This is a genomic window from Aquimarina sp. AD10 (genome assembly GCF_003443715.1).
GTDB lineage: Bacteria > Bacteroidota > Bacteroidia > Flavobacteriales > Flavobacteriaceae > Aquimarina > Aquimarina aggregata.
The window spans coordinates 3582117-3607990 of sequence record NZ_CP031965.1; the positions used below are offsets into that span (position 1 = coordinate 3582117).

26 protein-coding genes are annotated in these 25874 nt (G+C 32.6%); 9 read left to right on the forward strand and 17 right to left on the reverse strand.

Going from position 1 to position 25874, the window contains the following annotated elements; translation table 11 throughout:
- Positions 1-14: 14 nt before the first annotated feature.
- The 6 genes from D1816_RS14850 to D1816_RS14875 all read right to left on the reverse strand — a co-directional run bounded on the left by D1816_RS14850 (position 15) and on the right by D1816_RS14875 (position 3825).
- The gene (locus D1816_RS14850; RefSeq protein WP_066320062.1) at positions 15-401 is read right to left on the reverse strand and encodes a thiol-disulfide oxidoreductase DCC family protein; all 387 of its coding nucleotides are present in this window, start codon (positions 399-401) and stop codon (positions 15-17) included.
- A gap of 25 nt (positions 402-426) precedes the next feature.
- Positions 427-1095, reverse strand: a complete 669-nt coding sequence (locus D1816_RS14855) for an ABC transporter ATP-binding protein (protein WP_066320059.1) — start codon at positions 1093-1095, stop codon at positions 427-429.
- On the reverse strand, positions 1092-2309 hold the full coding sequence (locus D1816_RS14860) for an FtsX-like permease family protein (protein ID WP_118503828.1): 1218 nt from the start codon (positions 2307-2309) through the stop codon (positions 1092-1094). The genes D1816_RS14855 and D1816_RS14860 overlap by 4 nt, the downstream gene beginning before the upstream one ends.
- 37 nt (positions 2310-2346) lie before the next feature.
- Positions 2347-2706 carry a TfoX/Sxy family protein gene (locus tag D1816_RS14865; protein ID WP_118503830.1) on the reverse strand — a complete coding sequence of 120 codons (360 nt, stop codon included), beginning with the start codon at positions 2704-2706 and terminating at the stop codon, positions 2347-2349.
- A gap of 3 nt (positions 2707-2709) precedes the next feature.
- The gene (locus D1816_RS14870; protein WP_118503832.1) at positions 2710-3375 is read right to left on the reverse strand and encodes a DUF2461 domain-containing protein; all 666 of its coding nucleotides are present in this window, start codon (positions 3373-3375) and stop codon (positions 2710-2712) included.
- 87 nt (positions 3376-3462) lie between these two features.
- Positions 3463-3825, reverse strand: a complete 363-nt coding sequence (locus tag D1816_RS14875; protein ID WP_118503835.1) for a VOC family protein — start codon at positions 3823-3825, stop codon at positions 3463-3465.
- A 93-nt stretch (positions 3826-3918) separates the two neighbouring features.
- Between D1816_RS14875 and D1816_RS14880 the strand changes: the two genes are divergently transcribed.
- The 4 genes from D1816_RS14880 to D1816_RS14895 all read left to right on the forward strand — a co-directional run bounded on the left by D1816_RS14880 (position 3919) and on the right by D1816_RS14895 (position 9148).
- Positions 3919-5310: a hypothetical protein gene (locus D1816_RS14880; RefSeq protein WP_118503837.1), complete on the forward strand. Its 1392-nt coding sequence runs from the start codon at positions 3919-3921 to the stop codon at positions 5308-5310.
- A 656-nt stretch (positions 5311-5966) separates the two neighbouring features.
- Positions 5967-6491 carry a hypothetical protein gene (locus D1816_RS14885; RefSeq protein ID WP_066320045.1) on the forward strand — a complete coding sequence of 175 codons (525 nt, stop codon included), beginning with the start codon at positions 5967-5969 and terminating at the stop codon, positions 6489-6491.
- 119 nt (positions 6492-6610) lie between these two features.
- A complete protein-coding gene (locus D1816_RS14890; RefSeq protein WP_118503839.1) occupies positions 6611-8020 on the forward strand; it encodes a S41 family peptidase in 1410 nt (469 codons plus the stop codon).
- 96 nt (positions 8021-8116) lie between these two features.
- Complete coding sequence (locus D1816_RS14895) at positions 8117-9148, forward strand: PorV/PorQ family protein (RefSeq protein ID WP_066320040.1); 1032 nt, start codon at positions 8117-8119, stop codon at positions 9146-9148.
- A gap of 80 nt (positions 9149-9228) precedes the next feature.
- On the opposite strand, the gene D1816_RS14900 is transcribed toward D1816_RS14895, so the two are convergent.
- A complete protein-coding gene (locus D1816_RS14900; protein ID WP_118503841.1) occupies positions 9229-10809 on the reverse strand; it encodes a solute:sodium symporter family transporter in 1581 nt (526 codons plus the stop codon).
- A gap of 469 nt (positions 10810-11278) precedes the next feature.
- Here D1816_RS14900 and D1816_RS14905 point away from each other — a divergent pair, with 469 nt between their 5' ends.
- Together D1816_RS14905 and D1816_RS14910 are read left to right on the forward strand one after the other, a co-directional pair.
- On the forward strand, positions 11279-11821 hold the full coding sequence (locus D1816_RS14905) for a hypothetical protein (protein WP_118503842.1): 543 nt from the start codon (positions 11279-11281) through the stop codon (positions 11819-11821).
- A 16-nt stretch (positions 11822-11837) separates the two neighbouring features.
- Positions 11838-12332, forward strand: a complete 495-nt coding sequence (locus D1816_RS14910; RefSeq protein WP_118506269.1) for a nuclear transport factor 2 family protein — start codon at positions 11838-11840, stop codon at positions 12330-12332.
- On the opposite strand, the gene D1816_RS14915 is transcribed toward D1816_RS14910, so the two are convergent.
- The 7 genes from D1816_RS14915 to D1816_RS14945 form a co-directional block, all read right to left on the reverse strand.
- The gene (locus D1816_RS14915; RefSeq protein ID WP_118503844.1) at positions 12329-12982 is read right to left on the reverse strand and encodes an HAD family hydrolase; all 654 of its coding nucleotides are present in this window, start codon (positions 12980-12982) and stop codon (positions 12329-12331) included. The two genes, D1816_RS14910 and D1816_RS14915, sit on opposite strands and share 4 nt — an antisense overlap.
- 20 nt (positions 12983-13002) lie before the next feature.
- Positions 13003-15411 carry a TonB-dependent receptor gene (locus D1816_RS14920; RefSeq protein ID WP_118503846.1) on the reverse strand — a complete coding sequence of 803 codons (2409 nt, stop codon included), beginning with the start codon at positions 15409-15411 and terminating at the stop codon, positions 13003-13005.
- Between the two features lie 4 nt (positions 15412-15415).
- Entirely contained in the window at positions 15416-16135 is a 720-nt protein-coding gene (gene recO, locus D1816_RS14925; RefSeq protein WP_066320032.1) for a DNA repair protein RecO, read from the reverse strand.
- Between the two features lie 81 nt (positions 16136-16216).
- Positions 16217-17407, reverse strand: coding sequence for a DUF5018 domain-containing protein (locus D1816_RS14930; RefSeq protein ID WP_118503848.1), 1191 nt, complete (start codon positions 17405-17407; stop codon positions 16217-16219).
- 327 nt (positions 17408-17734) lie between these two features.
- Positions 17735-18259 (reverse strand): DUF4136 domain-containing protein, encoded by a 525-nt coding sequence (locus tag D1816_RS14935; protein WP_118503850.1) that lies wholly within the window; start codon positions 18257-18259, stop codon positions 17735-17737.
- Positions 18260-18349: 90 nt separating this feature from the next.
- Positions 18350-19693 carry an NADP-specific glutamate dehydrogenase gene (gene gdhA / locus D1816_RS14940; RefSeq protein WP_118503852.1) on the reverse strand — a complete coding sequence of 448 codons (1344 nt, stop codon included), beginning with the start codon at positions 19691-19693 and terminating at the stop codon, positions 18350-18352.
- Between the two features lie 103 nt (positions 19694-19796).
- Positions 19797-20936, reverse strand: a complete 1140-nt coding sequence (locus D1816_RS14945) for a cystathionine gamma-synthase (protein WP_118503854.1) — start codon at positions 20934-20936, stop codon at positions 19797-19799.
- 115 nt (positions 20937-21051) lie between these two features.
- Between D1816_RS14945 and D1816_RS14950 the strand changes: the two genes are divergently transcribed.
- Positions 21052-21831, forward strand: a complete 780-nt coding sequence (locus D1816_RS14950; RefSeq protein ID WP_118503856.1) for a DUF3298 and DUF4163 domain-containing protein — start codon at positions 21052-21054, stop codon at positions 21829-21831.
- Between the two features lie 6 nt (positions 21832-21837).
- Here the strand turns inward: D1816_RS14950 and D1816_RS14955 are convergent, their stop codons facing one another.
- Both D1816_RS14955 and D1816_RS14960 read right to left on the reverse strand, forming a co-directional pair.
- Positions 21838-23322, reverse strand: a complete 1485-nt coding sequence (locus tag D1816_RS14955; RefSeq protein ID WP_118503858.1) for a serine hydrolase domain-containing protein — start codon at positions 23320-23322, stop codon at positions 21838-21840.
- 89 nt (positions 23323-23411) lie between these two features.
- Complete coding sequence (locus tag D1816_RS14960) at positions 23412-23867, reverse strand: DinB family protein (protein ID WP_066320007.1); 456 nt, start codon at positions 23865-23867, stop codon at positions 23412-23414.
- Positions 23868-24102: 235 nt separating this feature from the next.
- On the opposite strand from D1816_RS14960, the gene D1816_RS14965 reads away from it, so the two are divergent.
- A complete protein-coding gene (locus D1816_RS14965) occupies positions 24103-24450 on the forward strand; it encodes an arsenate reductase family protein (RefSeq protein ID WP_066320005.1) in 348 nt (115 codons plus the stop codon).
- Positions 24451-24454: 4 nt separating this feature from the next.
- Positions 24455-25348 carry a DMT family transporter gene (locus D1816_RS14970; protein WP_066320003.1) on the forward strand — a complete coding sequence of 298 codons (894 nt, stop codon included), beginning with the start codon at positions 24455-24457 and terminating at the stop codon, positions 25346-25348.
- Here the strand turns inward: D1816_RS14970 and D1816_RS14975 are convergent.
- On the reverse strand, positions 25340-25816 hold the full coding sequence (locus D1816_RS14975; protein ID WP_066320364.1) for a thioesterase family protein: 477 nt from the start codon (positions 25814-25816) through the stop codon (positions 25340-25342). The two genes, D1816_RS14970 and D1816_RS14975, sit on opposite strands and share 9 nt — an antisense overlap.
- Positions 25817-25874 lie beyond the last annotated feature (58 nt).

Below are 25874 nucleotides of genomic sequence, written 5' to 3' on the forward strand. Positions count from 1 at the left end.
AATTGTTTAAATTACTACCTAAAATTTATGGTACAGCTTTTAGACTCACCAAACCATTTTAAACGATTACGAGAGGCTAGATTGTAAACTGCATCTCTAAGCATTCTTGGGATAAATGCTAATAACGCTGCTGCAACTCTCCATCTTGGAATTTTGGCTACTATCTTTAAAAAACCATCAGAATGCGTATGTGCACCTTGTTCATCGATTAAAATAACAGTTTCCAATTGTTGCAATGGATATCCAAAATGTTGTAATAATTCTTGCCCTTTAGGAGATTGAAAAGGTATAAATTCAAAAATCGAAGCGGGAGCAAATTTCATCAACCACCCTACTACACCATTACATAAACTACACTCTCCGTCAAATATAATAATACTTTTTGCTTTATGAGACTCCATTTGATTGGTTTTTAAATTGTTACAACTATAGTCGTATCGAACCATCAATCATTTCAATTGTTCTGGTAGAATTTTTATAAATCTTAGGATTATGTGTTGCAATAAGAACTGTTTTGCCCCTATTTTCTGTAATATTTTGCAGTAGTTTAAATACTATATCTGTATTTTTTTGATCTAGATTGCCTGTGGGCTCATCCGCAATAATAAGTGTTGGGTCGTTAATCAGTGCTCTGGCTATAGCAACACGCTGTTGCTGTCCTCCTGATAATTTATAAGATGGGCGATGCGCATACTCTGCAATACCAACCTCGTCTAGTAATGCTAAAGCATCTTGTTGTATAGCTACGCGACTCTTTTCTCTAAGTTTTAAGGCCGGAAGCATTACATTTTGCAACACATTAAACTCTGGCAATAAATAATGAAATTGATACACAAAACCAATGTGCTTGTTTCTAAAATCTGTAAGTGCCGTTGAGTCCAATTTTTTTATATCCTGACCTTGTATAAACAGTTGTCCCTCAAAATCGGTATCTAGTGTCGATAAGATATAGAGTAATGTTGATTTTCCGCTCCCCGACTCTCCGTATATCGAAACCAATTCTCCTTCAGAAATCTGTAGCGAATTATCCTTAAGTACTTGATGTTTATCTGGATCATAAAAGTATTTATTAATATGTGTTCCCTCTAAAATCATATTCCCCTAATTATAGTTACAGGATCTACTCTACTTGCTTTTTTTGAAGGAAAATATCCCGCTAAAACTGTAGTTATTACTCCAAATAAAAACCCTAAAATATAGTATGATAATTTAAAATTGATTGGATACGTTTCTACAATAATAAAATCAGAAGTATCCAATGGTGTGGTAGAAATAATATAGCTTATCAAATATCCCAGGCTAGTGCCAAATACTGCACCCAATAATCCGATGATAATAGATTGAATCAAGAAAATAAAAACAATATCTCGAGCGGCATATCCTATGGTTTTTAATACTGCTATATCCTTCCTTTTTTGAATAACAGTGATATTCAAAATATTATAAATTCCGAACCCTGCCACTAGAAGCAATGCAAAAGAAACCGACCACGTTAGAATATCACGTACTTTATTACCAATTACAATGGTTTTATTACTGTCTTTCCAATCTTGGGTAGTAATTGCTTTGAAATTCTCTGATAGAACTGTTTTTAATGCAACATCATCACGCTTTTTTAATTTTACATGAATATTTGTAATCTTATTTTCTTGATGCATTAGTTTCTGAAGTGTTTTTGCAGAAACATAAGTACGTACATTATCTATTGTCGTAATCCCGAAACTAAAAATACCCGAAACCTCGAGCTTCATATTTTTCCCGTTTGAGAGTAGCATATTTACCTCATCCCCAACTACGACTTCTAATCGTTTAGCCAAACTTACACCTAGCAAAATTGTATGCCCTTGCGATAAACTTTTAAACCCTTTACCCGACAGTAATCTGCGACCAAGATCAACCATTTTAAGTTCTTCTAAAGGAAATACACCATTTATACTACCTGGTAATTGAGCGGTAGTACTTATTAAGATAGCAGGTGAAATAATTTGGTGTGCAAAAGAGCGAACGTTTTGATCATTCTCTAAGAAATGGTCTATTTCTTCAACTTTAGCTAAGGCGTGTATAGCCGTACCAAAATTTTGCTTCTTTTTTTTACCATCTGGTTTAGCACTAACAATGATATCTGGGCTTCCGTTAAAGACTGCATCATCCAAAAAATCATTAACTCCGGTCATAAAATTAACCATCACAATAAATGTTGTAACACCCAACATCACTCCTAAAGTTGCCAAAATACTTTGCTTTTTTCTCGTTAAGAGATATTGAAAAGCAATAAATAAATTAGTTGTATTTAAAACAGGTTTTGGCATAAGAGATCGGTCGAATAAACCTTGCAAGCATTACAAGTTAGCGTTTTTTGCTTCGTTTTGCTAATGGATTGAAATTTAAACATAGTTGAACCCAATATGCTAAGTCTTCATCCAGATCAAAACCATCGGCTGTTATAAAAACATAACCCTTCATGGGTCTTCCAGTAAAATCCATAGGTAAGCATCCTTCTTTTTGCATTGCTTCTTCTACCGCATCAGGACCTATTCTTGCCATTAAAAGATCCATCTCTTTTTTCTTATCAAAATGAATCCCACAACACATCTTATCTTCTACCATAAAACATAGTCCTCCCATCATTTTTTTTTCATAAAAATTAGCTTTCTTCTCTCTAAATAGTTGACGTATTCTATCTGCCATAAATTCATTATATGCCATAATTTATCGTATTACTTTACTTAAATACTCATTTACAGGTTGCATTGTTTTCCAATAGTTCATCATTTCTTCAATTAATAATGGATTGGTAAGAAGTGTTGGTGCTTCTTCCCCAACAAAATAAAACTGTTTATTTTTAATGAGAGGCTCTTGATTACAGGCATCAATCCATTCTTTAGGAATGCGTTTCATGGTTTCACCACGTATTTCTCCAAACTTTTGAACAAATTCTGCGTTATCTATAAGCTTTTTAAAAGTACTAGGGTTTTTATGAATTGAAGTTCTTATTTTATGCAATTGTTCTTTAGAAGGGCCAAAACATCCCCCCATAATACCAATTGTTTCTGGAGAAAATCTAAGAAACATTCCAGGTATACTTTTATCCTTGCGTCCGCCTTTAGAAATAAACGCGGTATAATGTAAATTGTATGGTGACTTATCTTTTGAAAATCGGATATCTCTATTAATTCTGAGTATACAATCTTTAGGTTCAATTTGTAATTCTGTATCATACTTTTGAATGTGTGAGATCATATCTCCTACAAATTGTTCAAAAGGTTTTTTGATACTGGTTTCATATCTTTTTTTTTGAGCATGAAACCAATCTTTATGATTATTCTTTGCCAGTTCTTTAAAAAAACATGTGAAATCTTCTGTAAAATAGGTCATAGGTATAGGTTTGCACTAGTTTTAACAATAGAACTCATTTAGTAAAACAAAAAGTCAAAATGAGTTCTATCATTAAAACGTTACATATTATTTCATAGAATGAAAAGCCACCCTATTGCCTTCAGTATCTAAAAAAATAGCCATAAATCCATTTTCTCCCAGAGAAGTTTTAGGCATAACAACTTTACCCCCTGCTTTTTCTACTCTGGCTAAAGGTATAGCAAGATCATCACCTCCATTAAGATAGGCAAACGTACCTTCTTGCGAAGGTTTATTTCCGTTACCATGGGTGACACAACCTCCTACTCCTCCATCTTTGTATGGAAAGAATGCCATTTTAAAATCGAGTTCCATAGGTTGTAATTCAACTTCAAGCAATTCGTTATAAAACTGAACTGCTCTTTCAAAATTAGTACTTGGTATTTCAAACCAGCTAATTGCATTAGACATAATAGTTATATTTTATTGATGAATACTATTTCAAAGATACCTGATCATATAAACGAAAAAAATTATATTTTTGAAAAAACATAGGTTTCTAAAATGAAGAAAAAAGAAGAGTTGTTTTATTTGATCCAATCTTTGAGTAAAACTGAAAAGCGTTATTTTAAGGTAAGTGCTCAAGGAAGTGATGCCGCCGAGTATCTGATTTTGTTTGATGCAATCGAAGCACAAAAAACCTATGATGAATCCAAAATAAAACTACTTTTTAAAGACAAAGCATTTGTAACACAACTTACTACCATAAAGAACTACTTAAAGCATCGTATTTTGCAGGCTTTAAGAAATTACCATGCTCATATCTCTAAAAACGCCGAGCTTCTGGATATCATTCGTAATGTTGAAATTTTATTTCATAAGGGACAATACTCTATTTGTGAAAGTGAACTTAAAAGAGCCGAAAAAAAAGCGAAACACTTTGAACAGGAAGTTCTTTTATTTCATATTCAAGAATGGAAGAGAAAAGTACATCAAGCTATGTTTCCACAAGACTTTTCGACTTTAAAAGCAATCACCCTAGAACAAAAGAATATTCTTAAATCTACTCAAGAATACATTGATCTTTTACTGGCTAATATAGATCCCTCACAGTTTTCTTTATCTCATAAAAAAAGTGCTTCTCTTCAAAACAGAACCTTAAAAGCACTACACAAATACCGTAAATCACTACTTTCTAAAGATCATAACAAAGCGAAGCGAAGTATTGAGGACCTAATAAAAGAATGGGAACAGCACCCCGAGTTACTTAAAGAATACTTTACCATGTATTTTTCGATTAGCAATAATCTTCTAGGTTTTTTGGTCTACAAGAAACAATACAAAGAAGCTTTTGTTAGAATTTTAGTTTTAAAACAAAAGGCCTACGCAGTACAAACTATTTCTGCATCTTTTATTAAAGAAAAGCTACGCCTTTACAATATCGAACTTGAAATCCATAGAAACCTTAAAGAATTACACACTACTCATGAAATCATAGAAGAAATTCAGGATTTTATGCAGCAACATAACACGCTAATGCCTTCGACTTACAGATTGTCTTTTTCCTTTCAGTTTGCTACTATTTATTTTCTAAAAAAAGATAATAAAAAGGCACTACGATGGATTAACGAAATCTTAAATCATCAAACTAAAAAAGACCGTAAAGACTTAATAACGTATACCTACTGGTTAAATTTATTAGTACATTATGAACTTGGCAATGGATTTACGTTACGTTATCTTGTGGATTCTATGAAAAAACATCTAAAAAAAGAAAAAAACATAGATTTCTATGAGAAAATACTATTGAAATTTATTTCTAAAACAGTAGAACATAGTAACTCTGAAAAAAGAAAAGAGTTTCTTACTCTTCAAGAGAATTTGACAGCACACCCTATTCCAAACACAGTATTGGGTTATGTTGATTTTAACGAATGGATTTCTAGAAAACATTAACCTAAGAAATATATAGTTAATCACTTTCAAAAAAAACTAGTAAATCGGTTTATTCTTGTCTTAATACCAAAGGTTATATTTTGTAATAATTGCCCATAAAATTCTACCGGTTTTATATCATGAAGAACATATCATTTTTACATTAGATGTTTTTTTTCGGAAGGAAATTAACAAAAAGTTCTTTTACTATTCAAGAGAATAAAAAAGTATCGGTGACTTTGATTACATCTTTTTATCATAACCTGAGTTCGATTGTTAATTGTTTGATTTTAAATGATTATTCTTTTTCTCTGTCACCTAGAGCGTAGTCGAGAGGTTATTTTTAGTAAAATCTAAAGGTCTCGACTACGCTCGACCAGACAGATGTAGATAACAAATAGGTGACCAGTAGAATATAAATCGAACTCAGGTTCATATGTTTTATTTTTAAGTAAGCTTGTATCTAGTCTAAAAATTTATGTGCTCTATCAAGAACATGTTACTAATTTTTTAAATAGTCTCTCTTTTCTTTACCCCTTTCATAGTCTTTAGAAAGCTTAAAAAAAACGTCCTGATTTATGTATCTGCCCTTTATTAGGACTTCTACAGGCCTAAAATTGCATTTTTATTTTTTCGATCATTATACTTTTAACCGGATAAATCAAAAAACATAAAATATGGTTAAAGTAGTTTTTGCTTCTCTTTTAATAATGAATTCTTATTTCGGGTTTTCTCAAAACGAAAAAGATATATCGGTAGAAAAATCAGTTTTTGGTATTCAAACTGGATTATTGGGTATATGGGCACACAATGAATTAAAATTATCTAATCAAGTTGCCTTACGAAGTGAAATTGGCTTAGGAGGTCTTAATACATCAAATATTAAACCTGTTTTAGCATTAGAACCCCGTTGGTACTACAATCTAAAAAAACGCGCTGACAAGAATAAAAGAATAGACGGTAATAGTGGTAATTACATGTCGCTTAGAGCTCGTTATCATTTTCATAGCACTGAAGAAGCCGAAAGATCTGATCTATACCATCTATTGACCGTTGCTACTTGGGGAATTAGGAGAAATATTGGCAAGCATTTTAATTACGAAGCTGGAATTGGTACAGGGCTTGGTTTTGAAAAAGGCAATAATAGAAATATTGATGTACTGGTACTTTATGCTACTTTCAGTATTGGATACCGATTTTAGCAACCCTCCTAATCTTCAAATAACACAGAATACCTTTTTCTTTAGATCAAGTGTGTTTTTTTAAAAGACAATCAAACTTTACAATTTTTCAATAATAACAATTTCAAAAATAAACAACGATGAATTTATATATCAACACAAAAACAGAAACAATAAAACTTGTTAAAACGTATTTGCTAGTATTTATTCTATCAATTTTTACAGCCTGTCAATCTGATGATGATACCCCTACTATACCAGAAGATTCAAAAAATGGTTTCTGGTTGGTAGCTGATAAAGGATGGGTTTTTGAATTTACTGACGAAAAAGATGTGTTTTTTAATGTAAACACTGCTGGATGTGTGATTCAGGATGACAATTTTATTCCCGAAGATTTTTTTGGGTTTACATTAAATCAAGTAAACGAAAATGAAATTATAGGAACTTCGGATTTATCAGATTCAGAAATAAAATTTACTCGATTATTAGATCCAAATCCAAGCTGTCTTCCTGATCAAATTTCTGCTACAAAAGATCCTAAAGTAAATTTTGACCATTTCTGGAATATTTTTAATGATTATTATGCTTTTTTTGAAACAAGAAATGTAGACTGGTCTCAATACGAAAACTTAAGAGATCAAGTTACAGAAGATAACTTATACGATATTCTAGAAGAACTCGTTTACTTGTTAGAAGACAGTCATGTAAGCATCTATGATGAAGAAAGTGGTGTCGAAATCCAATCTGGAGATCCAAAATTATTAGAAAGACTTAATGCTAATCTAAGTGGAGATCTTATTATAGAAAATGAAGATGATTATGCTACTCTTGAAAATCAAAAAGGAACAATAATACTAACAGAATATTTAGGGGGAAATTTTGAAATAGATGAAAACGGAAATATCTTATGGGGATTGATCAATGATACTATTGGGTACATTGTTATTTCAACGATGGAAGGTTACGGAACAAATTTCGGCAATGAGTTGTCTGCACTAAACACTGTATTAGATACTATTATGAATGATCTTGAAGCATCTGGAGTTACTAAACTGATTCTTGACATTCGTTTTAATGATGGAGGATATGATACAGTAGCTTTAAATATGGCATCCCGTTTTATGGATCAGGAACGAACTTTATATTTCAAAAAAGCAAGACTAGGTGATGGCTTTACTGAAAATAAATCCTTTTCTGTAGCACCTAAAGGAAATTTTCAATTTACTAATGATATCGTGTTACTTACAAGTCCTGCTACCGTAAGTGCAGCAGAACTTTTTACACTATGTTTGAAAGATTTGCCATATGTTACTATTGTAGGAGAAAACACGAATGGTGCCTTTTCTACTATCCTTGAGCATGTATTACCTAATGGAGCAGAAATAGGATTATCAAATGAAATATATAGTGATGCACAGGGAGTAGTCTATGAAGTTGTTGGAATTGGACCTGAAAATCAAGAAAATCGAGTGCCATTTTTGTCCTCCTTAGATTTTCAAGAAGAAAAAGATAGTGGTATAGATCGTGCCTTAGAATTACTAAATCAGTAGATCTTATTCAATTTTAGTTAAATTAAACAAGGCCATATTAGTAGTACCGGCCTTGTTTATTTATTAGTGAGATTACACCGTTTATAATCTAAATTTATGAAAGAAAGTGTATTTATTTTCGCCTTAATCAGTTTTTACCATCTGTCGGCTCAACGCACTACTGTATCCCCGTTAAGAGATAGTTTTATAAGTATTGCTACAGATGCTAGATCTTCTGGTCAAGGGGATATTGGAGTAGCAACATCTGCCGATGCTTTTTCTCAATTATGGAACCCTTCTAAATATATGTTTTCTAATAAAAAATTCGAATTAGGGATCACTCAAATTCTCGGCGGTGGTGAAGTTTTTAACGAGTTTAATCAATTAAATTTAAGTTTTTACAATAAACTCAATTTCCGAAGTACATACAGCTTAAGTATTAGAGGTTATGCCTATACTATCAGACAATTTCAACTTGTTGAAGTCACTTACGGAGTAGTAGAAGTATCAATCGATGGTTCTTACACACTAAGATTAAGCGATACATTTGCGATGTCTGTCGGAGGGCGTTACTTTTTATTAGGCGGCAAAGAACCGCTTGCCAATGATTTCGATAATTCGTCAAATTTATATGGTATAGATGTTTCGGGATTCTATTACGGAAAAGAAATAGCGTACACTAAATTTAATGGTAGATGGAGAGCTGGTTTTAATTTTTCTAATTTAAGAGGAGAATCTTTCGGTGACAATAAGGCTATTGAAATTTATGCACCTTCTACTGTAAGAGTAGGAACAGGCTTTGATTTTATTATTAACCAAGATGAAATGTTTAGTATCACTACAGAGTATAAAACATTACTTGATTCTTATGTTGAGGATGCCAATGGCGAAAACCTTGAATTTGGCTTAACAGGCTCAGTCATAGCATTAGGATTAGAGTTTGTATATAAAGAAAAAATAATGACAAGAACCGGTTATTCACATGGTATAAATCGATTAACAGATTCTTTTGCCACAATAGGCCTCGGTTTTCAAGGAAAATATGTTGTAGTAGATGTTGCATATCTATTGGGGTTATCAGAAGAAGAAAACCCCGTACGAAAAAAATTGCGCGTCTCATTAAGTCTTAATTTAGAAGAAGTACTTTAATCAAGTAAATCGGATAATCAAGGCCAAAAAATAATAGCTTATTTGCAGGAATAGCTAAATCTAAAAGAATACGCACGTATTTAAGAGAAATAGATATAAATTCCGATTACAATTGCACAAATTAAACCTCCAACAATTTTTACATTCTTCCATGGAGTAATATCCACCTCTCTGGTATACTCTTGCTGGTATGGTACTTCTCTAGGGTGCAGTTTTCCAATAACCAACATAAGAACAACATTAAGAACAAAAAGAATCGCCATTACATGTAAAAAATGAGGAAACTGCCCTTTCATTATCGTACTATCAAGAATCATATAAAGCAAATACAATACTGCCCCTGACCCAATTGCAATCTTAGCCGCAATAGCCGGAACATTTTTAGTTAGATATCCCACTACAATAATAGTTAAGATAGGAATACTATAGCAACCATTTACTTGTTGTAAATACCCGAACAATCCGTCTGGCGCATTGGCTATAAAAGGCGCTATAAACATTGACAATAGGGCCAAGACGACACCAAATAATTTTCCTGCTTTTACTACTTGTTGTTCTGAAGCTTCTTTGTTAATATATTCTTTGTATATATCGATCCCAAATAAAGTAACTGAGCTATTTAATGCACTATTAAACGAACTTAATATAGCCCCAAAAAGAACTGCTGCAAAAAAGCCTACTAACGATAACGGCAATACTTTACTAACTAAAGTCGGATATGCCTCATCAGCATTAGATAGCGTATCTCCAAACATATGAAATGCGATTACTCCTGGCAATACAACAATAAGAGGTCCTAGAATTTTTATAAAAGAAGCTAAAATCAATCCTTTTTGTCCTTCTTTTAGATTCTTTGCTCCTAATGCCCGTTGAATAATAGCTTGATTAGTTCCCCAATAAAACAACTGCACTAACATCATTCCCGTAAAAATCGTTGCAAATGGCACAGAAGCTTCACTCGAACCTATAGAATTAAATTTTTCTGGATTAGTATCCATCAAGGTAGTAATTCCTTGTCCTAAATTGCCATCTCCTATTTCTAACAATCCAAATATCGGAATCATAACTCCACCAATCAATAACCCAACAGCGTTAATCGTATCAGAAACAGCTACAGCTTTTAATCCTCCAAAAATTGCATATATAGATCCTGTTATACCAATTCCAAAAACACAAATCCAAATAGACATATTTTTAGATACACCTAGTACTTCTGGCACATCAAACATCGTACTAATTGCCAGTGACCCTGAGTAAAGAACTATTGGCAAAAACACAACAACATATCCCGACAAAAACAATCCAGATGCAATTGCCTTGGTCGTGGTATCATATCTTCTTTCTAAAAATTGTGGCACCGTTGTAATACCTCCTTTTAAATATCTAGGTAATAAAAAAATAGCTGTCACTACCATTGCTATGGCAGCAAGTGTCTCCCAAGCCATAACCAAAATACCCTCTGTAAAAGCCTGACCATTTAATCCTACTATTTGTTCTGTAGAAAGGTTAGTCAATAATAAAGAACCAGCAATAACCACTCCTGTAAGACTACGTCCTCCCAAAAAATATCCGTCTGAAGAACTCTCATCAGTTTTTCGAGTAGCCAAATATGAAATAATACCTACTAGTAAAGTAAATCCTAAAAAGGAAAGTATGCCCATGATCTATGTGTTTAGTATAATAACCTCTAAATATATATGATTTATTTTAAGTTAAACTCTAGCACACGCCCCAAACAACATAATATAAATCTCATTTTCAGATTATTACACCCTTCTTCTTTATAGTATCTTAACTTTTGTTTCTGGTTTTTAGAAACCTTAATTTCATCTTAAAAAAATGTTAAGTTTTTAATTTTTATGAAATAAATATACAAGTACAAAGTTACAATGCACATATAGTTTATTGTTCTAATCTTATCACTCTACGTGTATTGATGAACATAGGTATATCATGTTTTATGAAATTTCATTTTCGGTAAAACTAATTTATAGTGCATAGAAAACTACCCAGAATTTTGACCTACACTTATGCATTTGTTAGACCTCAGGTAAATTTTATCTGAGGTCTTTTATTTTCTGTTTGTCATATAATACCCTATTTTTGAGTCTTTATTCATAAACAATACTAATGAATTTGTCTCGACTTCTTTTTTTTGGAATTATAGCACTCCTGTTTTCGTGTAACAGTAAAAACGATTCTAACGCGCAACAAATAGAGACTGTTGCCAAATTAGATAGTCTATCAAAGGATAAAATCACACTTGATTTATTAAAACTTTCTACAGAAACCGAAAAAGATCTTGAAAGTTTCGAGGATTTTCAAAACCTTAAAACACTATTGTATTCTCTTCGTGATGCCAACCCGTATTACATAAACAAATACACCGATAGTTTAGAATTACTGATTCAAACTTTTGAAGAAAATCTTTCTGAAGATTTAAATGTAAACACGATCAATTCTCGAATTACTGTATTGCAAACAGAATCTGGTTTATTAAGTTTACTATCTTCTCACAAAAACCCAAAAGCAGAAAAACTTTTGGAAGCAAATACTCGTTTAGCCAAAGCTTATAATAGTTTAGTTATCCAACTAAATGAATTATCGCTTGCAATACCCGAGAGTATCGAAAAAGAGCTTTTAAGAGAATTAGAAGACGAGGATAACAAATAAACAAACTCGAATGAATATGCAAAAACTAGTCTTATTATTGTTATTATCAATCTGTGGTTTTGGTTTTTCGCAAGAAAAAGATCAAATCAACACGGCTTTAGAAAACTGGCATAAAGCTGCTGCAGACGCCAATTTTGACAATTATTTTAACTTAATGACATCTGATGCCATTTTTATAGGTACTGACCCTACTGAAAACTGGAATCTTAAAGACTTTAAAGCATTTTCTAAACCCTATTTTGATAAAGGAAAAGCTTGGAGTTTTTCTACATTAGAAAGAAACATTTTTATCCAAGATGATGCAAAAATTGCCTGGTTTGATGAGCTTTTAGATACACAAATGGGTATTTGCCGTGGTAGCGGCATTATGCAAAAAACAAACAATGGTTGGAAAGTAAAGCATTATGTTTTATCAATAGCTATCCCTAATGACAATGTTAAGGATATTACGGCTATGAAAAAGAAGTTTGATACTGATTTAATGAAAAAATTAAGAGCGGAAAGAAACTAAACCAATGTTTTTTTAAATTCGTTTAAATCAGTAAAACATTTTTTTGCACCTTCTGCGATAAGCTTTTGTTTATTTTTATCTCCCACTCCCACAAAATCTAAAGATAAGTTTTGGGCAGTTTTAAGATCCCAAAGCCCGTCCCCAATAGATACAATTTGATCAAAATTCTTTTTACCATAATACGATTTAGCTTTTCGGATTGCATCGTTTACAAAGCCTTCTCGCGATTCATGAGTTTTTGAAGTGGATAAAAGACTTTGATCATACCAAATATCACATTGATCAAGCTTTATCATTGCTGGTTTTGGCAATGCACCTGTTGCAAAGCAAAACGGCACTTCTTGCTCTCTAAAAAACTGAATTAATGATTTTGCTCCTTCTATTTCTCGTACTGGATCAAATCTGCTCATTTGATAAACTAAATCATTTTCAAAATCATCAAGCAGTCCAGCATGAAAACCCTGATTAAAATTACGTTCGTAATTATACCTGAGCGCATAACTATCTGTGTGATGTTTATAATTATTATAGTCTGTATCTATATTAGCAATCCCTAGTGCAGCTAATGACCTAGTTACCGATTCTAGATACATCGGTACACTATCTGTTAGTGTTCCATCAATATCAAAAATGAATAAAGTATTTCTCAAAGCTTAGTTGTATGTAAATTTTAAAGGGAATATTTTAAAGACATTATGAAATTTCTTCCTGCCGCTGCTACTCCAGATGAATATGGCCTATATCTCTGATCGGTAATATTTTCAACAGAAAGAATACCCTTAAGTTTATCTGTAATTTGATATTGTGTTCTTAGGTTTAATGTATACCAAGAAGGAGAGTATGGGTTTCCGTTTTCATCGGTAGCATATAAAAATGCATTATTTTGTTGGGAAGGAGCTAGATCTTCAAAATCAAATTGACCATTATATTCTGCAAATGTAGCTACGGTCCATTTTTGTGAGGTAAATGTAAAACGTGTAGTTCCAAACTGAGGTGACACATGTCTGGAAGGGCTTGTTATACCATCTTCAAGTTCTTCTTCTCCTCCTACAAAAGTATATTGCGATTCTAATTTAAAGTTTTTAGTAAAATCATAACGCATTCCTGCTTCAAAACCATAAACTCTTGCCCTGGCAGCATTTTGAATAGCTTGCACATTACTTAACTCATCTCCAAAGATAATTTGGGTTTCCCCATTAAGATTAAAATCTCTTCTTACCAATGCATTATCTAAATATGTATAATAGGTTGCTAAATCTAACGAGAATTTTTTTCCAAAATTTGCAGTTAATCCTAATTCACCATTATATGCGTATTCTGGCTTTAAGTCAGGATTAGGAACCACTACAGAACCTGGTTCTGAATCAAAAATCTTACCAACATCATCAATATTTGGCGCTCTAAAAGCTGTAGAAAAGTTTAGTTTCCACTGTAGTATATCATTTGGTAACCAACTCAAACCTGCGGTACCTGTAAGTGCATCGGTATCTATATTAGCTTCGTCAAAGGGAAAATTAAAAAAGTCATTATTAAACTGAGAGTATAAAATGATCCTATTGTATCTAAGTCCACCTTGAAACCTTAATTTTTCACTGAATTTATTCTTTATACTTGCGTATGCTGCGATAGACTGCCAAGTTGATCCATCTGGATATCTAGACGGCGCTGCATTAACGAGGCCTGATACTATATCACGTTCAGAACCTTCAGAAAACACATTATTTAATATGTATTCTAACCCGTAATAAAATGATGTCTTATCATTGAATTTCTTTTCAAAATCCAGATTAAGAGAGTACACATCTACTTGTTCCTGAGTTCTAGACAAAACATCACTACCAAAATCGCGATCATTTCTGCTTTCTTCAAAATACTGATACGCTGCTGTAATTTTCATTTCATTATAAAGATCACTTTCTGACTTATGGTATACTTGAAAATTTCCCATCCCCCATCTTTGAGGCCCATAATACCACTCAGCAGATCTTAACTCTCCATCTGTACGTCTTATTAAACGGTCATATCTAGGATAATCTGATGTGGTAGTATATATAAGGCCTACATTAAAATCCCATTTATTATTAGGCTTGAAATGTATTTTTTGTAGTAGATTTATCTGATTATAGCCTGTGAAGACCTGTTTTTCAGGATCTTTATTCTGCACCACAACATCTTCTCCATTAATTCTATCTACAAACTCTGTTCGTAAATAATCATCTGGACCGTGACTTCCCATTTTTAAGTCATCAAAATCAGTATAACTTACACTTGTTAAAAAAGCCCACTTTTCTAAACCAATATTAAAATCGATGTGCCCTGTCTTTTCTTGACTTGCGCTAGCATATCTTGCTAAGGCATTACCACTAAATTTATGCTCTCCTTCACTGGCAAAAGTTGGTTGTGCTGTGTAAAAATTCAACACTCCCCCTACTGCATCACTCCCATACACCACAGAACCTGGTCCCAAGATCACTTCTGTTCTATCTATTGTAAAAGGATCAACTGATATCACATTTTGTACGTTTCCACCTCTAAAGATTGCGGTATTCATTCGCACACCGTCAACGGTAAGCAATAATCTATTTGTAGAAAATCCTCTAATAATAGGACTACCACCGCCCAACTGGCTTTTCTGAATAAATACCTGCCCACTGCTCTGTAATAAATCTGCAGAAGTTTGAGGAGTCGACATCTCAATATCTTCAGATGATATACTTACTATTTTTTGTGCTATATCTTTTTTGTCCTGTTCCCATTTAGAAATCGAAATAACAATTTCGGATAATTGATTTTCATTTGCCTCTAAGAACACCTTATTATTTCCTTTCTTCAATTTAGATTTTAGAATGGTATATGAAATATGTGAAACATGGGCAAAATGCAGTATTTCTTGATCAGAAAACATAGAAATATCAACTAGTCCGTCGAAATCAGTAATAGCGCTTTTTGTTTTTTCTTTATTGTAAACAGTAACATCAGGAATCGGTGAGTTTGACGATTTGCTTAACACAGTAATCGTTTGTGAATTTGCAAATTGTACAGAAAAGAATAACAGTAAAACCGAGGTAAATAAGCGCATTACTCTAATTAAAAATTTCGTTTAAAACCGAAAGTGATTTTGGCTTCTTAAAACCGTGCAAATGTAGTTCAAAATATACTAATAGCATAGTAAGAATCTCACTTCGTGTATTTTTAGACAATCTAATATTTATACTCTCTTCAAATGTTGTGCCTAAAAATTCTTTAAACTCAAATATATGTTCATCGTTAGTACAATATATATTAGTATTCGTACTTTGAAAGACGCCATCCTGCATATTAAAATATTCCAAAGATATCTGTGAAGTATCTGGATAAAATCCTAAAAATTGAGTTAATTTAATCAAGAAGGTAATGTGAAAATTACCTATTGTGTTATGCGAATCCAACCACAGTAAAGCGGTTTCGATATACTCAAACAAATCAGTATTAGCTTCTTCTTCTTGAATAGCATTTTTTAAGATATCTGCAATAAAAAAGACTAATGCACTCTTAACAATATCAGTATGTAGCGTGGCATATTGCTTTATAACCTTAGCATCTTTTAATCGTTCTAAGGTACCCTTGTTTTTATGTAACGCTTCAATTTCTAGAAGCATTAAGGGTTGAAAAAATGATGCACGAATTTTACCTCTTTTCGATTTTAAAACTCCTTTTTGCAAATACGTTCGTAATCCATCAGTCTTGGTAAATAAAGTCACTATCAAGTCTGCTTCACCATATCGCAAAGAATGAATTACTATTGCTTCAGAATTTATAATCATAATAGGTGAAAATAACCAAAAAAAGCCGGTTGATTTATAATCAACCGGCTTTAGATCTTAAAATTAGTTTTTATTTAACGCTTATTGCTTTCCTTCTAATCTAAAACTAAAATGCCACTCGTGTTCAAACCAAGTATTCCAATCTTCTAAATTAGCATTATCTCTTTCTCTGGCTTGACCAGCAAAACCACCGCCATTATGAGATTCATCTTCTGTTTCATCAAGATTTGCTGTCGAACTTGCAGTAATTTCAAGAGCCTCTCCATCAACCAAATACCATGTAAAATAATAATCTGTGTTTCTTTCTAATAATAAGTTTATTGAAGATAAATCAAAATCAATCCATCCTCCCATAAATGGACCACTCACCAGTGTGTTTTTAGAAGCAAATATAGTACCATCAGACCGTCTGATATTCAATTTTAATTCAAAATCCCCTTCATATGGGGTTCTAGTTGTTGCATATTCAAATGCTCCTTGAAAATGTGCTCCAAAAGATGTAGGATTTAAATCTTTTAATAGCCTTATAGTCTGTCCTGTTCCGACATTTCTATCTCCAAACGCCTCTGGAAAATCTGGATCTGTAGGCCTATCATCTCCTCCAAACCATTTAAACGCATTCGTAATATCACATTGTATCATATACTCTTCATCCATCAATGCCAGTGTTACTAAATATTCTTTTGTCTCTCCATTTTCTGCAGTAACGGTAAAAGCGACAGGACTACTATAATCAAAAATTGTTTTTGGGTCAGGAGTTATAGTTGCTCCATTAGATACCTCAATAGTTGTTTCTATATCAGTCAAAACTGTACCTGGCAATACTCTTTGATTAATTGTTCCAGTTTCATTATCAATATCTGCGTTAGTGTCGAAAAGAGATGTTTTAACTTCAAAAGATACGATTGTATTTTCTGGGCTTAACTCTCTTTCTATATCGACCACATATTCTCTTTTTGTTCCATCTTCTGCAATAACTACAAAATTGGCAATCCCATCTATGGTTGTTATTGCACTAGGATCTGGAGCAATAGTCGCTTTTTCAGAAATAGTTATTCTTAAACTAATATTTGAACCATCTATAGTATAAGGAACTACACCTTCTATAACATCATTGTTTGTTTCGAAATCTTTGGTAAAATCTCCTGCAGTAAGCGAAAACGAAATTATTTCATTTTCATTACTTAAAGTACCCTCTCCCTCACAAGAGATGTTAATAATCAACAGCATGAGTACTGCTATTTTAAATACGTTTTTAATTTTTGTTTTCATCCAGTTTTAAGTTTTAAATGTTTATGATTTAATAATTGAGATTACTACCCAAGTATTAATGTCACTAAACAACCTATCGTTACCATATATTTTTGTTTTTTTTATCTTTTTTTAAAACAAAAAAACACAAAGAAAAGCCAAGTAATTAAGTGGTGTTCCTTATTACTATATTTTTATTAAAAGAGAATAAAACTAGGTGAAAACAAGTCGTAAGATGTACTTGTATTTATATAATAATATAGTGGTTACCGTTTTCTTAACCTTATACAGGTTTTGACTAAAAAGAAAAGTTTTTTAGCATGGTCATATATTAATCTTACTATCGCGCTATTTCTTTTTTGGAGGGTATTTCACAAAAGATTTTTCTATTACCTTTTGGAAAAAATGGGTATGCGCATTAGGTGAATCTTTAGGATTAAATTGCTTTCTGGCTACTGCTTGCCATACAAGCGCATCTTTTTTTACATCCACAAAATCTGTAGTAAGTTCTAGGAATATTCTTGGTCCACCTATAGGAATTGCACCCCCGATACCGATACCAACACCACCACCATTACTACCTACGCCCACACCTATGCTATTATTTGAAGCTTCTTTTGTGATTATGCTACTAAAATTTACATATATATCGGGTGTTTCGGATTTTGTAAATCCTTTGGCTTGCATTGCCGCTTCTGTTATTGATAAAAGTCGCTTTTGATCCAGTTCATTAAGACCAGAATCCATTTTAGGAAAAAAATTGTACGTTTTATATACTGAAAAATTTTGTTGTTCATCATAATCATGAACTGTACTAGTTATACCACAAGAGGATATTAACAACATCAGAAACAAATAAAAAGCATATTTCATAGCAAGAAATTTCTTATAAAAATAAGCAACAAAAATTAAAGTCGTTTAGAGCATGCTCTAAACGACTTTAGTCTTATTTAAAAAACAAAATTAAATTACCCCTTGGGCTAGCATTGCATCAGCAACTTTTACAAAGCCTGCGATATTTGCTCCCTTAACATAATCTACATATCCATCTTTATCTGCTCCATATTCTAAGCATGCAGAATGAATATCTTCCATAATTTGTTTTAATTTTTCGTCTACCTCTTCACGAGTCCATTTGTAACGTAATGAATTTTGCGTCATTTCTAAACCAGATGTAGCCACACCCCCTGCATTTGAAGCTTTACCAGGGGCAAAGAAAATCTTTGCTTCATGAAAAGCTGTAATTGCTTCTGGTGTACTAGGCATATTAGCTCCTTCGCTTACACAAAGACATCCATTACCTATTAGTGTTTTAGCATCTTCTCCGTTCAATTCATTCTGTGTTGCACATGGTAATGCAATATCACATTTTACATTCCAAGGTGTTTGTCCTTTATGAAACTCTGCAGATGGATATTTATCTGCATACTCACTAATCCGGCCTCTTTTTACATTTTTAAGCTCCATTACAAAAGCTAATTTTTCTGCATCAATACCGTCTTTATCATAAATATATCCTGAAGAATCTGAAAGTGTTACTACTTTGGCTCCCAGTTGTGTTGCTTTTTCTGTAGCATATTGTGCAACGTTTCCTGATCCAGAAACCGTTACCGTTTTTCCTTTAAAAGAGTCTCCTTTAGTTTCTAACATATTCTGTGCAAAATACACAGTACCATACCCTGTCGCCTCAGGACGGATAAGAGAACCTCCCCAAGTAAGTCCTTTTCCTGTAAGAACTCCTGTAAACTCATTACGCATCTTACGATACATACCAAATAAGAAACCTATCTCTCTACCTCCTACACCAATATCACCAGCAGGAACATCTGTATCAGGGCCTATATGTCTAAAAAGTTCACTCATAAAACTATGGCAAAAACGCATAATTTCATCATCCGATTTCCCTTTAGGGTCAAAATCAGAACCTCCTTTACCACCTCCCATAGGAAGTGTAGTCAAACTGTTTTTAAATACTTGTTCAAAAGCAAGAAACTTTAAAATACTAATATTTACAGAGGGGTGAAAACGCAATCCTCCTTTATATGGACCAATAGCAGAATTCATCTGGATACGATATCCTCTATTAACATGAATTTCTCCTTTATCGTCTACCCAAGGAACCCTAAACATAATTGCTCTTTCAGGCTCTACCATTCGTAAAAGAATGTTTTTACCATTATAAATTTCTTGTGAAGAAATGTAAGGAATTACTGTTTCGGCAACTTCTTGTACTGCCTGTAAGAACTCTGGCTCATGTGCGTTACGAGCTCTTACTTCTTCCATAAATGCATCTATTTTTGCTTGCATATGTTAATGATATTAATAGATTCTTATCTAAAAGTTGATTTATTAGGTCAAATATATGATATTCTTAAAAAAAGAGGTTTGTTTTTTTCAATTTAATAACAGTTTATTGAATCGCTTGTTCTAAATCCGCAATTAAATCATCAACATCTTCAATTCCAACACTCAACCGTATTAATGAATCAACTACTCCTGTTTTTTCTCTTTCTTCTTTTGGAATAGAAGCATGTGTCATACTTGCTGGATGTCCTGCTAAACTTTCTACTCCTCCTAAAGATTCTGCAAGTGTAAAAATTTTCAAATTCTCAACAATCCCAATCGCCTGGTCATAATCACTTCCTTTTGGCACGAAAGAGATCATACCTCCAAATCCGTCCATCTGGGCAACGGCAATCTTATGATTTGGATGATCTTCGAAACCGGGCCAGTATACTTTTTCTATCTTAGGATGATTTTTTAAATATTTTGCAATTGCTTCTCCGTTTTCGCAATGCCTTTGCATGCGTATGTGAAGTGTTTTTATTCCTCTTAATACTAAAAAACTATCTTGTGGTCCACAAACAGCACCACTAGCATTTTGGATAAAATATAATCGTTCTGCTAACCTCTGGTCTTTTACGACCAATGCTCCCATAACCACATCACTGTGTCCTCCCAAATACTTTGTTGCACTATGCATAACGATATCAGCACCAAGATCGAGTGGTCTTTGCAAATACGGTGTAGCAAAGGTATTATCTACAGCTAACAACACATTACGTTTTTTAGCGATCACTGCAATACCCTTGATATCTATTATATTCATCATTGGGTTTGTTGGTGTTTCTACCCAAATTAATTTTGTGTTATCGGTAATATAATCTTCTACATTATCTGCATTTTCCATACCGATAAACCGAAATTTGATACCAAAGCCTTCAAAAATTGAAGTAAACAAACGATATGTACCCCCATAAAGGTCATTCGTAGAAACCACCTCATCACCTGGTTTTAATAACTTAATCACAGCATCTATTGCCGCTAATCCTGATCCAAAAGCTAATCCAAATTTTCCATTTTCTATACTAGCAAAAGAATCCTCTAATGCTTTTCTTGTGGGGTTATGTGTTCTACTATATTCAAATCCCTTATGTCCGCCTGGAGTAGTTTGAGCATACGTTGATGTTTGATAAATTGGTGGCATAACTGCTCCGTAAGCCGGGTCATCCTGCTGTCCTCCATGAATTGTTTTAGTGTTAAATTTCATGTAGCTCTATATTTTTAACAAGAATAAACTACCTTGTCTTTTTTTATGTTAAAAAGTTAAACAAATGTATGATTTAATTCATTCTAATCATATTTGAATGATTACCTTTTAGTAGATGATTAACACAAAACCTAACACCCTTTTAAAGTTTGTTTTTTCTTTGGGAATTTTCCTCTTGATCTATAGTTGTACAACCAACGAAACTTTCACTTTTGAGAAACAAAATTTTACCGTTGACAACCTACCTAGTTGTAAAGATTCTGACTGTGCTTCCTTAGAAATTAATTTACTTCAGGTCATAGATGACAGACCAATTTGTAAAGACATTAACAAAGAAATAGAAAAAGCTGCCTGTTCTATACTTAATACAGAAGAAAAAGCTTCTGAAGAAAACATGAACGATGCAATACATCAATTTAACCGTTCATATCAAGAAATTAGTAATGAGTTTCCTGACGAAACGGTGCCGTATGAAGCCTCTATTGATTGCAAACTTAGTTTTACATGCCAAGGGCTAATTTCTGTGAGTATAGATTCTTATATTTTTACTGGAGGTGCACATGGATACAGTAGTCTTTCTTTTATTAATATAGATTCAAAGACGGGCAAACGAATACCAAATCGAAAGCTTTTAAAAGATCCAAGTGAATTTGAAAACTATGTCGAAAAAGTCTTTAGACAGAATTTTGAGATTCCTGAAACAGCTTCTATCAATAGTACAGGATTTTTCTTCGAGAATGAAACTTTCAAATTACCAGAAAATATTGGTTTTACGGCCACAGATATCATCTTGCATTATAACCAATACGAAATCAGTTCTTATGCAGAAGGACCGGTAGTGCTAAAGCTGGATAAAAAAGAGATCTCATCTTTTTTTGCCATCAATATTGAATAAAACTATCTAATCTTTCTGGTTTTTAAGCCAGTTCTCGGCTTCGATAGTATACCAGTTTTTTGAAAAGTTCTCTGCATTGATTAAAACCTGAAAATGATTACGTGCCTTATCAATATTTCCTTTTCTATCATAATATACTCCCATATAAACATTTGTATATGGGTTTTCAGGATCTTCTTTTAATACTTTCTCTCCTACCTCTTCTATTTTTTTATCAAATTGATTGAATTCTCCTAAGTCTTTATAAAAGGCCACATCTTTTAAAAAAGTAAGGTTATGCAATAGGTTCAGGTTTGCATAGTTTAGGTAATCTGGAGACTCTGAGAACACTTTTTCTAACAAAGCTGCACTGGTTTGCATTTTTGAAGTATCGAATCTTGCCATAAATGATTCTGCTAGTGCTTGTGCCAACAGTTTTTTGGTATAGAAGTCCTGGTTTTTATAGGCTTTCTTACTCTTTACACCTTCTATTGATTCCAACAAAACCATATCCTCTATTTGATAGATATAGTTCTTTAAAAAACTAAGCGCAAAAAGTGATGTAGTAACATCCCCATAAATTAATCGCGCAGGATCACTTAATAAATTATTATTTGCTAACAACAATAATGTTATATTCTTTGAAGGCACTTTTAACCATAAACTTGAATAACAATCATACTGACCATATCCCCAAATTAGTTCTAAATCATTAAACTGTTGACTAAAAACTCCATACCCATACGGTAAGTTTTCATTTAAGCCCGAAAACATTAATTTTTTTGATTTTTCAGAAATGATTGTATTATCATCAAGAGCTTTATTAAAGACTTTTAAATCGTTTAAGTCTGTAACTATACCTGCCGAAGATGAATATCCATAATCAACAAACCCCTTTTCGGTTCCATTATTTAATATATATGGGGTAGGTATTTTTAAATTATCCTGATTTACCTGCACAGAATCTCTAAGCAAATGTGTATTCTGTAATGCCAAAGGTTCTAGTATCTCTGACCTCATATATTCATCAAATGATTTTCCTGAAGCTTTTTCTAGTATGGCAGTTAAAATTCCAAATCTTGAACTATAATAAAATCTTTTTCCCACTTCTCCTTGAGAAGTATGTGACAAAACATGTTTTACTAAAATTGAATCTGGAGCATTTATTTGCGGAACATATTTTTGTATTGGTTCATCCAGTGAAATTTTTTGTTCTTCAACTAATTTCTGCATCAAAACTCCAGAAAACACCTTTGTAATAGACGCTATCGGAAAAACAAATGTGCTATCCAGTTTTGTTTGTGATGCTACATCTGCATATCCCAAATAGTTTTGATAAATAGTTTTATCACCTTCTATAACAGAAACAGCAATACCCGGGATATGAAAAAATTCTTGTAGACTTTGAAGTTCATTCTCGAATTTATTAGCGCTATCAAAAAGCGGTTTTTCTTTCTTAGCACAGCTAAAAATTAATAAAGCAATGCAAACAAATTTTGGTAGTGATTTCATATTTATTTTTTATTGTCTATACTCAAACACTACCATTGTAATCACTTACTAAATGATTTATAGAAAAAACTGATCTTTATAAACCTAACTTACACAGCTTTCTTTAGTGCCAAAATATATCCTAAATGAATTCCTTCGTGGAAATTATTAAAATTAAGAGCATCTTGAACAGATTTTAACACAAATCCTGTACTCGTCTCGTATTCATTATAGTTCTTAAAAATACCTGCGGCTAAATCTTCTTCGGTTTTATCTAAAGTACTAAATAATAACGATTTTACTTTTGACACCTCTTCTGCAGTTACTTCTCTGTAAAATTCTGTACCTTTTTTATACAAATTCACCATCTCCTCTTCTATCATCATAGGTAAACCGCTCAATTTGTATACCAATAATTGTTGTGTTACAACTACATGAGCAATATTCCAGATCAAGTTGTTTCTAAAACCATCAGGAACTTTGTTAAGTTGTTCAAGTGTATGGTTATCTAGTATTTTTTCGATTAGCTTTCGATTAACTCTAGTAATTACGATTGGATCTTGCATGATATGTATTTGTTTATGTATTGTTTTTCAAAAATCAGAAATTATTTATCGATCCTTAACGTTCATAACGACAAAAAAGGATCAAACCCATTTCATAATTTTTCGCCAAAAATAGGAGTTTTAACTCTGAAATGATTTTCCTTTGTGATGATTTTTACATTTGGAATATATCTCTATATAAATTGAATAGGTTACTTATATGAATTGGCATATAAAACCATAAAGTTTTAAACTAATGAAAAAAATATATCATCTATCTACCTGTGATACATGTAAGCGTATACTTAACGAATTAGCTCCTTCTTCTGACATTATTTTACAGGATATTAAAACTGAAGAAATAACCAATGATCAGTTAAACGAAATGCAACAACTTGCTGGTAGTTATGAAGCATTGTTTAGTAAACGTGCTAGATTGTATAAAGAGCGAGACCTTAAAAATCAAGCATTGTCAGAAGATGATTACAAAAACTTAATTCTCGAACATTACACGTTTCTAAAGCGTCCTGTTATTATTTTAAATGATCAAATTTTTATTGGTAATAGCAAAAAAGTAGTAGCAGCCGCTAAGGAAGCTATTTAGATTTATGAGTAAAAGAACTCTAGCCCTTATTGCTGCAAGTTTTGTAGCTGTTTTTTATGGAGCTAATTATACTATAGCCAAAGATGTAATGCCACATTACATGAAACCCTTTGGTTTTATCTTGTTTAGAGTTATTGGCGCGTTTATATTATTTTGGGCAATTAGTTTTCTGGGGCCTAAAGAAAAAATAGAGCGAAGTGATTTTCGTATAATTGCTGCAGCTGCAATATTTGGAGTAGGTATTAATATGCTTGCTTTTTTTGAAGGACTGAATCTCACCACCCCTATTAGTGCTTCTGTTTTAATGGTTACCGCACCAATTATTGTATTAATTCTTGCTGTAATTTTTTTAAAAGAAAAGATAAGAGCACCTAAAATCATAGGAGTTTTAATTGGTCTCTCAGGCACATTACTCATCATATTATATGGATCAGGAAATACGACAACGGCAACTAATCCTACATTAGGAAACTTTTTGGTTTTTGTTAATGCTGCTTCATATGCATGCTATATTATTATCGTTAAAAAAATTACGCAAAAATACCATCCATTTACTATAATGAAATGGATGTATGGTTTTGGTTTGTTATTTGTTTTTCCTTTTGGAATTTCTCAATTACTTGAAGTGCAACCAAATGCCATTCCTCTAGAAGGATATTTAAAAATAGGATATGTTACTCTTTTTGCAACCTTTGGCACATATATACTTAATGTATTTGCGATAAAAGAGCTAAAACCTACAACTGTAGCTTTTTTTATTTATTTGCAGCCAATGCTAGCTTCGGTATTTGCTATTGGTTTGGGCAAAGATTCTCTTGATATTATCAAAATTGTCGCAACACTACTTATCTTTGTCGGGCTGTATTTGGTAACTAAAAAACCAAAAGAGTTAGCTTAAATCTACCGGAGTTTTGGCAAATTTTCGAGTATCTTCTTTGGTAAGTATTCTAAAATTTTCTGGGCGTTCAATTTTATCCATAAATGGCAATATTTGTTCTGGTAGCGGAATTAATTTGCGCTCACCCAAATCCATCCAAGCCCCCATCATTTCGCATTGTGCAAAATTTCTTCCCTTATGATCATAAAAATTATGTCTAAACTCAAAAAACTTACCATCTTCACTTAATCCAGAGACCTCAAGAGAAACCTGTATTGGTTTACCATAAAAAACTTCTTTAAAATAATAGATATGTTCATAAAATACCACTGGTCCTATATTTAATTTCCCCAGCAAGCCTCTATCAAACCCTTGTTCTGTTAAAAAAGACATTCTTGTATGTGCTGCCAATTCGATATATGCTTTGTTTGCCAAATGTCGATTCGCATCGATATCATTCCATCTAATCTCAAAATCTTTTAAATACATCCCTTCTATTTTATGAGCGACAAAAATACAAAACATTGTTTATGTCAATATAACCACT

What these genes read in the sequence shown, in the direction of transcription:
- D1816_RS14850 (WP_066320062.1), bottom strand. Translation starts at nt 401, where the DNA reads ATGGAGTCTCATAAAGCAAAAAGTATTATTATATTTGACGGAGAGTGT.
- D1816_RS14855 (WP_066320059.1), bottom strand. Translation starts at nt 1,095, where the DNA reads ATGATTTTAGAGGGAACACATATTAATAAATACTTTTATGATCCAGAT.
- D1816_RS14860 (WP_118503828.1), bottom strand. Translation starts at nt 2,309, where the DNA reads ATGCCAAAACCTGTTTTAAATACAACTAATTTATTTATTGCTTTTCAA.
- D1816_RS14865 (WP_118503830.1), bottom strand. Translation starts at nt 2,706, where the DNA reads ATGGCATATAATGAATTTATGGCAGATAGAATACGTCAACTATTTAGA.
- D1816_RS14870 (WP_118503832.1), bottom strand. Translation starts at nt 3,375, where the DNA reads ATGACCTATTTTACAGAAGATTTCACATGTTTTTTTAAAGAACTGGCA.
- D1816_RS14875 (WP_118503835.1), bottom strand. Translation starts at nt 3,825, where the DNA reads ATGTCTAATGCAATTAGCTGGTTTGAAATACCAAGTACTAATTTTGAA.
- D1816_RS14880 (WP_118503837.1), top strand. Translation starts at nt 3,919, where the DNA reads ATGAAGAAAAAAGAAGAGTTGTTTTATTTGATCCAATCTTTGAGTAAA.
- D1816_RS14885 (WP_066320045.1), top strand. Translation starts at nt 5,967, where the DNA reads ATGGTTAAAGTAGTTTTTGCTTCTCTTTTAATAATGAATTCTTATTTC.
- D1816_RS14890 (WP_118503839.1), top strand. Translation starts at nt 6,611, where the DNA reads ATGAATTTATATATCAACACAAAAACAGAAACAATAAAACTTGTTAAA.
- D1816_RS14895 (WP_066320040.1), top strand. Translation starts at nt 8,117, where the DNA reads ATGAAAGAAAGTGTATTTATTTTCGCCTTAATCAGTTTTTACCATCTG.
- D1816_RS14900 (WP_118503841.1), bottom strand. Translation starts at nt 10,809, where the DNA reads ATGGGCATACTTTCCTTTTTAGGATTTACTTTACTAGTAGGTATTATT.
- D1816_RS14905 (WP_118503842.1), top strand. Translation starts at nt 11,279, where the DNA reads ATGAATTTGTCTCGACTTCTTTTTTTTGGAATTATAGCACTCCTGTTT.
- D1816_RS14910 (WP_118506269.1), top strand. Translation starts at nt 11,838, where the DNA reads ATGCAAAAACTAGTCTTATTATTGTTATTATCAATCTGTGGTTTTGGT.
- D1816_RS14920 (WP_118503846.1), bottom strand. Translation starts at nt 15,411, where the DNA reads ATGCGCTTATTTACCTCGGTTTTACTGTTATTCTTTTCTGTACAATTT.
- recO (WP_066320032.1), bottom strand. Translation starts at nt 16,135, where the DNA reads ATGATTATAAATTCTGAAGCAATAGTAATTCATTCTTTGCGATATGGT.
- D1816_RS14930 (WP_118503848.1), bottom strand. Translation starts at nt 17,407, where the DNA reads ATGAAAACAAAAATTAAAAACGTATTTAAAATAGCAGTACTCATGCTG.
- D1816_RS14935 (WP_118503850.1), bottom strand. Translation starts at nt 18,259, where the DNA reads ATGAAATATGCTTTTTATTTGTTTCTGATGTTGTTAATATCCTCTTGT.
- gdhA (WP_118503852.1), bottom strand. Translation starts at nt 19,693, where the DNA reads ATGCAAGCAAAAATAGATGCATTTATGGAAGAAGTAAGAGCTCGTAAC.
- D1816_RS14945 (WP_118503854.1), bottom strand. Translation starts at nt 20,936, where the DNA reads ATGAAATTTAACACTAAAACAATTCATGGAGGACAGCAGGATGACCCG.
- D1816_RS14950 (WP_118503856.1), top strand. Translation starts at nt 21,052, where the DNA reads ATGATTAACACAAAACCTAACACCCTTTTAAAGTTTGTTTTTTCTTTG.
- D1816_RS14955 (WP_118503858.1), bottom strand. Translation starts at nt 23,322, where the DNA reads ATGAAATCACTACCAAAATTTGTTTGCATTGCTTTATTAATTTTTAGC.
- D1816_RS14960 (WP_066320007.1), bottom strand. Translation starts at nt 23,867, where the DNA reads ATGCAAGATCCAATCGTAATTACTAGAGTTAATCGAAAGCTAATCGAA.
- D1816_RS14965 (WP_066320005.1), top strand. Translation starts at nt 24,103, where the DNA reads ATGAAAAAAATATATCATCTATCTACCTGTGATACATGTAAGCGTATA.
- D1816_RS14970 (WP_066320003.1), top strand. Translation starts at nt 24,455, where the DNA reads ATGAGTAAAAGAACTCTAGCCCTTATTGCTGCAAGTTTTGTAGCTGTT.
- D1816_RS14975 (WP_066320364.1), bottom strand. Translation starts at nt 25,816, where the DNA reads ATGTATTTAAAAGATTTTGAGATTAGATGGAATGATATCGATGCGAAT.